This is a genomic window from Bacteroides sp. 14(A), from assembly GCF_000526555.1.
Lineage (GTDB): Bacteria > Bacteroidota > Bacteroidia > Bacteroidales > Bacteroidaceae > Bacteroides > Bacteroides cellulosilyticus.
Window position 1 is genome coordinate 1,683,938 of sequence record NZ_JAGH01000001.1, and the last position, 12,780, is coordinate 1,696,717.

Annotated in this window: 8 protein-coding genes; 5 read left to right on the top strand and 3 right to left on the bottom strand. The window is 38.5% G+C overall.

From position 1 onward, the window contains the following. Positions 1-6: 6 nt before the first annotated feature. The 3 genes from K429_RS0106250 to K429_RS0106260 form a co-directional block, all read right to left on the bottom strand. Positions 7-1,173: an aldo/keto reductase gene (locus K429_RS0106250; RefSeq protein ID WP_025726368.1), complete on the bottom strand. Its 1,167-nt coding sequence runs from the start codon at positions 1,171-1,173 to the stop codon at positions 7-9. Beyond that, a complete protein-coding gene (locus K429_RS0106255) occupies positions 1,170-1,742 on the bottom strand; it encodes a sugar O-acetyltransferase (protein ID WP_025726369.1) in 573 nt (190 codons plus the stop codon). Before K429_RS0106255 ends, K429_RS0106250 begins: the two co-directional genes overlap by 4 nt. A 96-nt stretch (positions 1,743-1,838) precedes the next feature. Then, positions 1,839-2,651, bottom strand: a complete 813-nt coding sequence (locus K429_RS0106260) for an AraC family transcriptional regulator (protein WP_025726370.1) — start codon at positions 2,649-2,651, stop codon at positions 1,839-1,841. A gap of 414 nt (positions 2,652-3,065) precedes the next feature. Between K429_RS0106260 and K429_RS0106265 the strand changes: the two genes are divergently transcribed. The 5 genes from K429_RS0106265 to K429_RS0106285 are packed head-to-tail and all read left to right on the top strand — an operon-like array spanning position 3,066 to position 12,705. After that, entirely contained in the window at positions 3,066-6,425 is a 3,360-nt protein-coding gene (locus K429_RS0106265) for a TonB-dependent receptor (protein WP_025726371.1), read from the top strand. Between the two features lie 14 nt (positions 6,426-6,439). Next, positions 6,440-7,873 carry a RagB/SusD family nutrient uptake outer membrane protein gene (locus K429_RS0106270; RefSeq protein WP_025726372.1) on the top strand — a complete coding sequence of 478 codons (1,434 nt, stop codon included), beginning with the start codon at positions 6,440-6,442 and terminating at the stop codon, positions 7,871-7,873. 32 nt (positions 7,874-7,905) lie between these two features. Continuing rightward, positions 7,906-8,955: a glycerophosphodiester phosphodiesterase family protein gene (locus K429_RS29360; protein WP_081750836.1), complete on the top strand. Its 1,050-nt coding sequence runs from the start codon at positions 7,906-7,908 to the stop codon at positions 8,953-8,955. 11 nt (positions 8,956-8,966) lie between these two features. Further along, a complete protein-coding gene (locus tag K429_RS0106280; RefSeq protein ID WP_025726374.1) occupies positions 8,967-11,411 on the top strand; it encodes an RICIN domain-containing protein in 2,445 nt (814 codons plus the stop codon). Between the two features lie 25 nt (positions 11,412-11,436). Further along, positions 11,437-12,705, top strand: coding sequence for a ComEC/Rec2 family competence protein (locus tag K429_RS0106285; protein ID WP_025726375.1), 1,269 nt, complete (start codon positions 11,437-11,439; stop codon positions 12,703-12,705). The last annotated feature ends 75 nt before the right edge of the window (positions 12,706-12,780 follow it).

The following is a 12,780-nucleotide window of genomic DNA, read 5'->3' on the forward strand; positions in this document are numbered from 1 at the left end:
TTTGTTTTAGCGACCTACCTGCCGTTGTTGCTCGGCATTGTATCTGTCTCCGACAACGGGAATGGCGGCAACAGCGTTTTCCAGTTCTTTCCACTCTTCGGGAGAAAGTGTAAATTCCAGTGTGCGCAGATTCTCCTCCAAATGTGCAAGTTTCGTTGTTCCGGGAATCGGTACGATCCACGGTGCCTTCTGGAGCAACCAGCCGAGTGCTACTTGTGTCGAGGTCATGCCTCGCGTGCGGCCGAAGGCTTGCAGCACATTCACGATGCGGGTATTCGCCCGCATTGCTTCCGCTTGGAAGCGCGGCAGGGTCTGTCGGTTGTCGTTGTTTGGGTCGAAAACCGTGTATTCGTTGATGCAGCCGCCCAAAAATCCCCGATTCAGCGGGCTGTATGGAACAAAGCCGATTCCCAGTTCCCGACAGGCGTCGAGCACTCCGTTTTCCTCCACCAGACGGTGCATCAGGTGATACTCGCTTTGGATGGCCGTCAGCGGGCAAACGGCATGAGCCTTGTGGATGGTCTCGGCGCTGACTTCGCACATACCCCAGTGTTGTACTTTGCCCTCTTTCATCAGGTCGGCAATAGTCGATGCTACCTCTTCTGCCGGGGTGTTGGGGTCGGCACGGTGCTGGTAGAACATGGGAAGCGAATCGAGTCGGAGGCGACGGAGTGACTCTTCGCAATAGCGACGGATGGTCTCAGGTCGACTGTCCTGACGTCCCGTGCCTTTTCCGTCGATTACTTCGTGTCCGAATTTAGTCGTTACGTTAATCCGGCCTTTGAACTCGGCCAGTGCTTCTCCGGCTAAATTCTCGTTGGTCAGCGGCCCGTAGATGATGGCGGTATCGAAGAGTGTTACACCGCGATCCACTGCTTCGTGCAGCAATCGGATGCATTGCTTCTTGTCCGGATGCCGGCTACGGTTGTAGGTCATGCCCATCACGCCAAAACCGAGTGCCGACACTTCGAAAGCTGCCTTGCCCTTACCCAATATACGATGTCCCGTAATGTGGGCGACATTGCTATTGTTATCAGATGCTGCCGTCTGTTTCGTTTCAGCGGCAAATACCTTGTTCAGTCCGGTGGGCATGGTCAATGCGGCTCCTGCCAGTGCTGCCGTCTTGAGAAATCCGCGACGGCTGATATTCATTTTATTGTTTTCTTCTTTCATGATATTTCTTTTTTTAGTTCCTTGATTATTCTTGCCGGATTGCCCGCAACAACGGTCATGGGCGGCACATCTTTGGTTACTACGCTGTTTGCTCCTATGATAGCGCCGTATCCGACTCTGACACCGGGGAGAATCGTGGCGTTGATACCGATCCAAACTTTATCCTCAATGACAACGGGACGGCCGTAAGTCGCACTGCGGTTTTCCGGATCGGAGTCATGGTTGATGGTAATGATGTTTACTTTCGGACCGACCAAAACATGTTCGCCGAGTGTAATGCCGCCACGTCCGAAAAACGTGCAGCACTGTTGGATAAAGCATCCTTTACCTATCTTTATATGCTTGCCGTAATCCACATAAAACGGAGGTAGTAAGGTTACGGATTCATCCACTTCCTGCCCGATGATTTCTCCCAGTATCCGGCGGACTTCATCCGGTGTATGGTAACCGTTGTTCAGTTCGGCCGCTGTTTTCATTGTATCCCAAATGGAGTTTATTAACTCGTCGTATCCTTGATCCGACGGGGAAACAATTTCTCCGTTCAAGTCTCTTGCAAAAATTTCATTCATAATGATGCTTCGTTTAATGTTCTGGTGCAAAGTTACGAAGAGAGCCTCGTAACAACTTTGCTACGAGGCTCAATTAATTTTGTCCTGAAGTTCATTTTACCATGACGGAGCTACACCGTAGGCTTCCTTATATATTTTGGAGAAATGCGACAGGTTCTTGAAGCCTACATCGAAACAGGCTTCCGTCACTCTTTTCTTGCCCGATTTTATCAGGCCGTGCGCTGCTTCCAGACGACGTCTGATAATCCATTTCTGCGGTGTCAAATCGCTCACTTTGGCAAAATCACGTTTGAAGGTTGCCAGACTGCGTCCTGTATAACTCGCGATTTCCCCCATCGAGAGGTCATACATGTAATTCTCATTCAGGTAGTCGAGAATGTCTATTTTCCATGGTTCCACGAAATCGAACAGCGAAGCATAGAGGTTCCTGTCGGTATTGAGCAGTACATACAGCCCCTCGGTCATTTTTAACTTCAGTACATCTTCGGAAGGCTTTTCGCCCGCATCGAAGTAAGGGATAACCGATTCGAACAGCGACCGAATGTCGGGTCTGTTACTCGGTAATACACGTAGACTTGCTTTTTCACGCTTGGAGTCGACCGGTATCTGTTGTTGGTTGAGTGTATGGTAAAACTCCCTCAGAAAAGGCTTTGTGAATTTCAGCACGACGGAGCGGTAGGGCTTATCGTCCTCAACCTTTTTTTGCAGCCACATCCGGTTATCACGCCGCATGAAAGCGCAATCTCCCGGATGCAGAACGGTTTTCTTTCCCCGTTCCTCTATTTCCAATTCGCCGGAGCATAGATAAATAAGCGTATGCTCCCTGTTTTCGTGGGCACACCCCCGGTCATCGGTGAAATAGCTCGCTATAAGCACATTCAAGCAATCGAATACATCTAATTGTTCCATATTGTCAGCCTTTTATTTTTGCAAAGGTAGCAAGTTATATTTGCTTTTTATTTGTTGTGAAGCTCAATGTTTTCTCAAGAAATCATAAGGAACAATTTATCCTATCAAAAAAACACATTATCTTTGCAATACAATTTGAGCTGTTTAGCCGCTTTCCTATCCATGCCTTATACCTCATGCGAATTCTTTTTTATCAGTTTGCAGCCAAATAAATAGCTTCAGACTGTATCAAATATAAATAAAAGCAAGATGACGAGCTACATTTTGAATCGCTGATGACGATTCTTGGGCCTTGGAAAGCCTTTTTCCAAACTTTTTTTGCAAAAAAGCATTTTTCCCTCACCCGCTCTTAAATCTTGTGTGTCTACTTAGTATAAAGCGATTTATACCATTGTTAATCTAAAAATTAAAGTTATGAAACACAAGATTTTACTTGTACTGTTTTTGAGTTTTATGGCATGCTTTACTGTCAATGCTCAAAAAGTGACCTTACAGTTCCGGCAAGTTAAGTTAGCAAAAGTCTTTGAGGCTATTACTCAACAAACCGGACTAACCGTAGCATACAGCCGTCCTATTGTTAATCCGGATCGGGTTGTTTCTATCGAAGCTAATAAAGAAGAACTTTCAAATGTACTTGCACAATTATTGAAAGGTATGAATGTAGCTTTCGAAATAGGTGAGACGAAAATCTATTTGAAAGAAAAAACGGTTTCAGAAACTCCTCAAAAGGGTGAAAGACTTATAACTATTTCCGGTATAATAGTTGATGAAAAAGGTGAAATGATTATTGGGGCAAGTATTGCTGTGCAAGGAACTACTTTGGGCACTATCACCAATGCGGACGGTGAGTATTCTTTAGCTAATGTACCAGAAAATTCCCAAATCACCATCTCATTTATTGGTTATCAATCAATTTCACTTCCAGCCAATGCCAAAGCTTTGGGTAAAATAGTGATGAAAGAAGATAATGAATTGTTGGATGAAGTGGTTGTAGTCGGTTATGGAACACAATCAAAGGCTCGTGTCACAGGTTCAATCGCCAGTCTTAAAAAGGAGCAGATAAAAGACATGCCTGTAACCAGTTTTGAGCAAGCCATTGCCGGACAAATGCCTGGTGTTCAAGTAATGCAACAAAGTGGTACACCGGGAAGTGGTAGTTCTATAAAAGTGAGAGGTGCTTCGTCTATTACTGCTGGAACAAATCCTTTGATTGTTATAGATGGTTTTCCAATGACTACCAGTAATACTGCTACGTTGTTGAACCCGGAAGATATTGAATCTATTGAGGTTCTCAAAGATGCCTCTTCTGCAGCAATTTATGGTTCGCGAGGTGCAAATGGCGTAATTGTGGTTACTACCAAAAAAGGCAAAGAAGGAAAAACCAATATTAATGCTAAAGCGTACTTTGGTGTTCAGAAAGTATCTCATAAAATAGAAATGATGGATGCCTATGAATATGCTAATTTCATGACTACTGCACGCAATAATTATTGGGTAGATTTGAATCCTGGAGTAAATAAACCAACAGATGATAATAATACACGAGTAAAAAAGGCACGTATACCTGATTACATAGTTCCATACTTAAATGGAGAAACAGGATTAATTAATACTGATTGGCAGGATGAAATTTTTCAAACAGCAGCTATGCAGCAATATGATATTTCTGTTTCCGGAGGAAATCAGAAGTTATCTCATTATACTTCTGCCAGTTTTGTAAGTCAGGATGGTATTATAAAGAATTCTGGTTTCCAGCGTTTTTCTGCACGTTCAAACATTCAGGCAGTGATAAATAAGCGGGTGACTTTTGATTTGAGTTTGGCTCCATCTTATTCTAAAACAAGGCAGATTTCAGAAAAGAATCATAAACAAGATGGGCTTGTTCTATTGACTACTATTGCTAACCCTGCTGCAAGAGCTTATGATGAAGATGGTTCTATTATGTACGGAAATCAGATTGAATTGGGAAACGCATGGGGGACAAGTGTCATTGAAAGTCCTTTGGCTATTGCTAAAAGTATAAAAGATAATCTGCATCAATTCCGTATGATTGGAAATGCTAACATATCGGTGAATATATTAGAAGGATTGAACTTTAAAACTCATTTTGGCATGGAATACTCTAACCAAAGAGAAGATTATTTTCGACCATCTTATCTGGGTAATTATAATACACAGGCTCCTACACAAGCAACAGGTAAATACTGGAATGCCCAAACTACGAATTGGGTAAATGAAAATACATTGAATTATAAGAAAGACTTTGGAAAACATCATTTTGATGTTCTGTTAGGACTTAGTGCACAGAAGCAAAATTATTTGGTTGCATCAATGGAAGCAGCGAATTACCCGAATGATAATGTAACTACATTGAATGCCGGTATAGTAAATACCGGTACTACAACGGAAAGTGTATGGACGCTTCTTTCTTATTTTGGTCGTATTAATTATTTTTTTCAAAATAAGTATTTGTTGAATTTTTCTATACGTTGGGATGGTTCTTCTCGATTTGGCAAGAATAATAAATATGGTTGTTTCCCGGCTGTTTCTTTAGGGTGGAGGGTGAAAGAAGAAAATTGGTTGAAGAATGTAGATATGCTCAGTGATTTGAAGTTGCGTGTAAGTTATGGCAAAACAGGCAATTTCCAAATAAATGATTATGGTTCATATTCTTTACTACAGGCAAACAATTATATTCTTAATGGTGTCTTGGTAAATGGGCTTGCTCCAGCCACTTCTCCTAATCCTAATATTTCTTGGGAAAAAACAGATCAATGGAATGCTGGTTTCGATATTGCCTTCTTTAGTAATCAACTGTCTTTCAGTGCTGATTTTTATCATTCAGTAACGGACGGATTGTTACTCGATGTGCCTGTCCCTGCCGCTTCAGGCTTTACCTCTTCTTTGCAAAATATAGGTAAATTACAAAATAGAGGTTTTGAATTGTCTTTAAAAGGTGATTTTGATTTTAGTGGATTTAAATGGGCTCCAGCTTTTAATTTTTCTCTTAATCGTAATGAAGTAAAGGGGTTAGGTCCGAATCAAGAGCAAATAATTGATGGTAATCATATAACAATGATAGGTGAGCCCATTGGTAATTTCTATGGTTATAGAATCTTGGGAGTTTATAAGTCCCAGGAGGATTTGGATAAGTATCCTCATTTGAATACAGCTAAAATAGGCACTTATATTTATGAAGATATAAGTGGTCCGAATGGAGTGCCGGATGGAGAGATAACAGATGCGGACAGGACTATTCTGGGTAACTATAATCCTGATTATACTATTGGTTTCTTTAATTCATTTAGCTATAAGAATTTTGATTTGAGTTTTATGATTCAGTGTGTACAAGGGCTTGAAATTTTTAATTCGGCTAGATCCTTTTTACTGAATGGAGAAGGTTGGGGAAATGGTGCAAAAGATTTGTATAAGAACTATTTCAGTGAAACTAATCCCAATGGTAAATATGCGCGTCCTTCAGTAGCTACTGCTGACAAGTTATATGAGAAATCCAGTTATATGGTAGAAGACGGATCTTTTATTCGCTTTAATAACATAACTCTTGGATATAACTTCTCTAAAACCTTTATCGCAAAGGTGGGACTTAAAGGGTTGAGAGTCTATGTTACAGCTCAGAATCCATTTACCATAACTAAGTATTCAGGTTATAATCCTGAAGTAAGTACTAACTCAAATGCGTTAACTCCTGGTATTGATTATGGAGCTTATCCTACTAATAAGTCGATAGCTTTTGGCTTGAATGTAAACTTCTAAAAAAAGAAATAGATATGAAAAAAAATATATTCATAGGTTGTGCACTAATGACATTTACATTATTGAATTCTTCGTGTGCAGATTTCCTTAATCAGGAGCCTATATCTAATAGTAGTGTAACGGGATTTTATAAAACGCAGGCTGATATAGAGCAAGGTGTTGCTGGTGCCTATAACTCTTTGCAATCTTATAAGCAATATGGAGCAAACTTTATATATTTTATGGAAGTTCGTTCTGATAATACATACACAGAGAGCATTACGACAAGTGGAGGCATTTATGGGGATTTTGATTTGTTTAGGACAGTTCCCACAAATTCTATACTTGATTTAACCTGGGCTGGTTGTTATGAAGGCATTCAACGCTGTAATCTTGTATTAGGTAATATTGATAATGTGGTAATGAGTGAAGACTTGAAGAACCAGTATAAGGGCGAAATGTTATTTATTCGTGCGCTCACATATTTTAATTTGGTCAGAATCTGGGGAGATGTTCCGTTGGTGACAAAAGAAGTGCAAGATCCATTTGATGCTTTTGAATTTACGCGTACTCCTACTTCAGAAATATATCAGCAGATAGTGACAGACTTGAATGAGGCGTCTGAATTACTTTCTGAAAAGGTGATAGTCTCTAAAATTGGGTCAGCGACTGCAGGAGCTGCTAATGCATTGTTAGGTAAAGTGTATTTAACACTAAAAGATTATCCAAAGGCTGAAGTTGCTTTAAAGAAAGTGATTGATAGTAAGGTTTATAAGCTTTTGGATAACTATGCTGATGTCTTTGATGTAACTAATAAAAATAGTGCAGAAAGCATTTTTGAAATCCAATATAATAAAGATATAACAGATCAGGGAAGCCGATTTGCTAATATATTTGCTCCGAAAGGTAGTACAGAAGTAACAGGAGGAGTAGGTACGTCATTGGGAGATAACACTCCGACAGAAGATTTGTATGGAAAATATGAAGAAGGTGATCTAAGAAAAGAAATATCGATCGGGCAAGTATCAGATGGACGTATTTATTGTAAGAAATTTGTTATAGCTCCTGTCTTGCCAAATCAGTCGGATGCCAATTTTATTGTGTTACGTTATGCTGATGTACTTTTAATGTATGCTGAAGCATTGAATGAAAATGGGTATAAAGCTGATGGGGATGCTCTGAATTACCTTAATGATATTCGTAAACGAGCAGGTTTGGAGGTTTATACAGCTGGTGAACTATCTAGCCAAGAACTGTTTCGTGAAGTTGTTTGGAAAGAAAGGCGTTTCGAATTAGCTTTTGAGAATCACCGTTGGTTTGACCTTTTGAGAACAGGAAAAGCTGTGGAAATAATGAATGCATCAGCAAATGGAGAATTTAGGATAGAAGCTTATCAGTTACTTTTCCCGATTCCTCAAAGTCAGATTGATGCAGCTCCTGATAAAATGACACAAAATGATAAGTATTAATAATAAAATTACTAACTTTAAAATGAAAGCTTATGAAAAAATTTACAGTTTTTTTGTTGTTAATAGGAACATGTTTGTCATTTATCTGTGCTCAATCTGCTCCTTTACCCATTTCTCAATTAATTGAGGTTTATAATAATCCATTGAAATATCCTAATTACATAATGCTGTCTGCGCACAGAGGATATTGGAAGGATTATCCAGAAAATTCCCTTCCTGCTATTCAAGCGGCTATTAATCTGGGAGTAGATATGGTTGAATTTGATATAACAACCACAGATGATGGTGTACTCTATTTATTGCATGATTGGGGATTGGATAGGCTTACAAATGGACATGGAGTTGTAAAAAAGAGAGTGTCTGGAAAGTTCGTCAATTATAAATCTTGGGATGAACTTAAGGACGTGAGATTAAAACTATATACAGGAGAAGTTACTCAATATAAGTTGGCTACATTAAGAGAGGCACTCTTAGCCTGTAAAGGTAAAGTATTAGTAAGTATTGATAAAGCTGAAAATATAATTCCTGAAATGTATTATTTGGTGAAAGATTTAGGAATGCTTCAACAAGTGACTTTTAAAACCAAAATTCAAACTTACCCTACTCCAGAGTCAATCAAACAGTTGGTAGCTAATAAAGATGATCAAAAACAATTGGTGAAGATGTTTACTCCAACTATTTTTAATGAGACGTATGAGTCTGATCCTAATATTATAACAAAGATGCAGGCTTTCATAAATGAGGGGTGTACTGGATTTGAAATGATTTATTTTAAGGATTCAGATAAAATGTTGACGCAAGGAATAACAGTTGGTGGAAAATATTATGATAATGTATTATCATGGCTAAAAGCCATCAATAAGCGTATAATTCAATTTCCAGAATGGCCTGAAAATGAAAGAGGGAATTGGTCACCTGCAGCCTATAAGTTTAGGAATATTGACCTTACAGGTAACGATCTTCGTTGTGGATGGGATTGGTTATTAAAAGAATCCCATGCGCCAGATGTTGTTATCTCTGATCGCTTGGAAGTTCTTTTTGACTACTTGAATACTATAGGAAAACGTTCATTAAATCAATAAATAGCTATATTATGAATACTAGAATATACAAAATACGAAAGTCTATATTTATAATTCTTTCTCTACTTCTATGCTTTTGCACAAGTACATTCTCTCAGCTAAATGTACCAGATCCTAGCATCTATTTAGCCTTTGATACAGATGATCCTGGATATGAGTCTGTGTCAGAATCTAGCAGTCTTGTCTCAGGAAGCTACGAACGTGTAGCTGATCGTTTTGGTAATCATCAGCGGGCGATAAAATTTACGAGTAAGGGCGCTGGAGTACGTTGTTCTGGATTTAATGTCCATAGCGTTCACACGGTTTCCTTTTGGGTTAATATAACTGATCCTTCTGAAATACCGACTGGACCTATTCCTTTTACTCCTACAGATGTAAAATATGAAATTTACAATTGGACAGATAATGGTAATTTTATTTTGAGAGGATTGGGACGAAAAAAGGCTACAATTGGATTTAATAGATATATTCCAAAGTCAGACGGAACTAGGATTCCTTGGTATTTATGGTCTTATAAGCCTGCTCAATTTAACGAGGCAGGATGGTATCATATTTTTGTAGTTCATGACTGGTATTACACGAGATTAATTATGTATAAGCCAAATTCTGAAAAGGTATATTCTTATATTTGGTTGGGGGCTCAAGAATTTTTATATAAAGAATATTTATATATAGGTGGATTTGGCGATAAAATGCCAATAAATGGTGCTATAGATGATTTTAAATTATATAATTTGGCATTGACTGATGACCAAGTTGATATTCAGCATGTTGCTGAATATCCTAAAGAGACCTATGTAAAAATAAAAAATCAGAATTCAGGAAAGTATGCTGTAGTTCATAATGCCTCTTTGGATAATTTGTCACCGGTAATTCAAAATTCATCGGGTGTTGGCAATGATGAATGGAAGTTGACCTTTTTGGGAACTAATGAGTGTCAAATACGAAATCTTCGTTCAGATAAATTATTAGTTGTTAAAGATGGATCTACAGCAGTGGGCGCAGAGATTGTTCAATATGAGGATAGAGGAACTGCTAATGAGGTTTGGTTTTTAGAGTATTCTACAATTGATACAAAATACTTTAGGTTAAAGAATAAGAATAGTGGTAAATATTTAGCGGTTTCTGCTGATTCTAAAGCAGAGAACTATAAGTTAATCCAGGAAAATGCAGGTGCAAATAGTCTATATTGGAGTTTTTTAGAGGTACTTCCTAATGCAAGGGCAAAGGTTGATTTTGGCTTATACCGTATAAAAAATAAGAATAGTGGGCTATATTTGACAGCTTTGGATAGGGAATATACGGTGAATTCTCCTCTTGTCCAGCATAGTAAATATAGCTCTGGAGATGATATTGGCTTCGATGTATGGGATTTAGAACCAGCTCCTTACAATTCAGAAGCATATATGATTAAGAATCCAGTTTCTCAACTTTATATGATTAATCCTGTTACCAGTGCTACGGGAACAGATATTTGTCAAGGAGAGGGAAGGTATGATGGATCTTGTGATTGGCTGCTTGTACCAACTGGGGTAGAAAATGAATATCGTATAAAACATTCAAAGACTGCGCATTATGCAGTTGTTAAAGATGCTTCAACTGCTGAGAATGCTCGTGTCGTTAAATACTATTCCAATTCAACAGATAATGAAGTTTGGATACTTGAAAAAACTTTTTATTCAGATCCTTTATTTTCCTCTGGTACTTATAGGATACGAAATGAAAATAGCTATAAAATGATGGTAGTGAAAAATGCCTCAAAAGACGATTTTGCTGGAATAGTTCAGTATGGTACAGGTGAAGCAAATGCCGAGTGGGAGATATTACCGGCGGATTATGGATTTGTACAATTGAGGAATAGGAATAGTCAAAAGTATCTGGTTGTCAGAAATGGAAGTCTTAGTGTGGGGGCTGAACTTATTCAGCACAGTGCTGATACTCCTAATAGTTATTGGAAGATTAATAAGGAGTCTTATACTGAAGCTGGTACAAAATATTCGGTTTATACTTTAAAGAACCAACTTTCAGGATTATATGCAGTAGTGCAAAATGCTTCTATGGCCGATGGAGCTTCTGTTGTACAATATGATACAGGAGATAAGAATAGATTGTGGACGTTCGAGAAACAGTCTGGTAAATCAGTTTCTTACTCTTTGGATTCGAAACAAGATCCGATTGCAGCAGATTTGGATAGGCCGGAGATTATGGTGGATTGTAAAAATGATATCATTCTGATGGATTATCCTTTTAAGGCTTCTACAGAGTTGACTATTAAAATAATAGATATGACAGGAAGACAAGTATATGAGGGGAAGAGACAGGTTGATAGTGGAAGTAATGTTGTGTCAATCACCCAATTTAATGATAGGTTGAGTGTCAATCAATTTTATGTAATTTTGATATATTCTGCGGATAGAAAGCTGAATTGTTCTGTCAAAGCTATAATGAGTAAATAATGTGAAAACTTAATTTAATAGAACCATGAGAAAAAGTATTTTATTTTTGTTGTTATTTTTAAGTGTGGCTTTCGTGTCTGCACAAGATCAACTTTCCAAATGGGAAAAAGGGTATTTAGATATCCATCATCTTAATACTGGACGAGGAAGTTGTGCTTTTATAATTATGCCGGATGGTACAAACATGATGATTGATGCCGGAGATTTCGATAACGAATCATTTGATGTAAAGTATGCCCCTATGTCTGCACCACAGGTATTTCCTAATAGTAGTTATACGGCCGGTTCATCTATAATCAATTATCTCACGAATGTGTTGGGTAGGGATAATTTGTCGATTGATTATTTTCTGTTGACTCACTTTCACTCGGATCACTACGGTAGCATACGCGATGCCTCTGGAACATCAGAACATGGCTATCGGCTTACTGGCTTGACCGAAGTGGGTGATGTCATTCCTATCAAAACTTATGTAGATAGAGATTATCCTAATTATAATTTTCCGGTTGATCTGCGAACTAATGTATCTGGTAATGGAGGTGTGGAACCGGCAACTTTTCAGAATTTGTTAAAATTTCTAGAATTCCAGAAAAACAATAATGGAATGAAGCTTGAAAAGTTTGAAATTGGATCTAACAAGCAATTTGCCTTGAAGAAAGATCCTAAATCTTATCCTGGTTTTGAGATCCGAAATATTAAGTCGAACAATCTTTTGTGGACTGGAAAAGGCAAGAATACCACTCCTTTATTTACTAAAGAAGAGTTGTTGGCAAAGAATGGCAAATTCAATGATAATCAGATGTCGACCGCTCTTGTAATAAAATATGGTAAATTCAAGTATTATGCCGGAGGGGATAATTCCGGTTTAGTAGATCAGGATCATGCGGAATGGTATGATATTGAAACCCCAATGGCTCCGTTGGTAGGGAAGGTATCCGCCATGTCTCTTAATCATCATAGTAACCGGGATGCTACAAACAGAAACTTCCTGGATGTACTTGATCCTAAAGTTGTCGTAGCTCAGTCATGGAGTCCCGATCATCCGGGACCTGAAGTAGGGCAGAGACTGCTATCGGGGAATGTCGGTACTCAGAAGAGAGAAATCTTTATGACATATTATCATGAAGAAACAGGGATTGGTATAGGCCCTTGGTTTTCTCGTGGCGTTAAGGCTAAAGAGGGCCATATAGTGATAAGGGTATATCCCGATGGTAAATATGATGTATATGTACTGGATTCCAGAAAGTCGAATATGACAATTGTGAAAAAGTTTGGTCCATACGTTAGCGAATAATCTCAAATATCTAAAACTTGCCTAAGTTTATGATATTTACTTTCATGAACTTAGGCAAGTTTTTTCACTTCTAAA